General features: G+C 46.8%; 1 protein-coding gene. It reads left to right on the top strand.

Annotated elements, in window-relative coordinates; genetic code table 11:
• A partial coding sequence (locus A3773_RS19890; protein ID WP_197462864.1) for a hypothetical protein occupies positions 1–314 on the top strand: 314 nt, incomplete at both ends.

Here is a 314-nt window from a genome sequence, read left to right as displayed (position 1 = left end):
AGAAGAAGAAAGAAAGGAAGAAGGGGAAAGGAGGAAAGAAGAAAGAGAAGAAGAAAAGGAAAGAAAAGAAGGAAAGAGAGAAGAAGGAGGAGGGGGGGAAGGAAGGGGAGAAAAGAAAAAAGGAAAAGAAGGAGAAGAAGAGAGGAGAGGGGGGAGGAAAAAGAGGGAGAAAAGGAGGAAGAGAGGGGAGGAAGAGGAGAGGGGGAGGGGAGGAGGAGGGGGAAGAGGAGAAAGAGAAAAAGAAAAAGAAGGAAAGAAGAAGAGAGAAGGGAAGGGAGGAAAGAAGTGAAACACCGTTGGTTAGGTGGTATGCT

Source organism: Neptuniibacter pectenicola (assembly GCF_001597735.1).
GTDB classification, from domain to species: Bacteria; Pseudomonadota; Gammaproteobacteria; order Pseudomonadales; family Balneatricaceae; genus Neptuniibacter; species Neptuniibacter pectenicola.
Note: the sequence above shows the minus strand (reverse complement) of the source record. Positions and strands in the feature narration are given on the sequence as shown.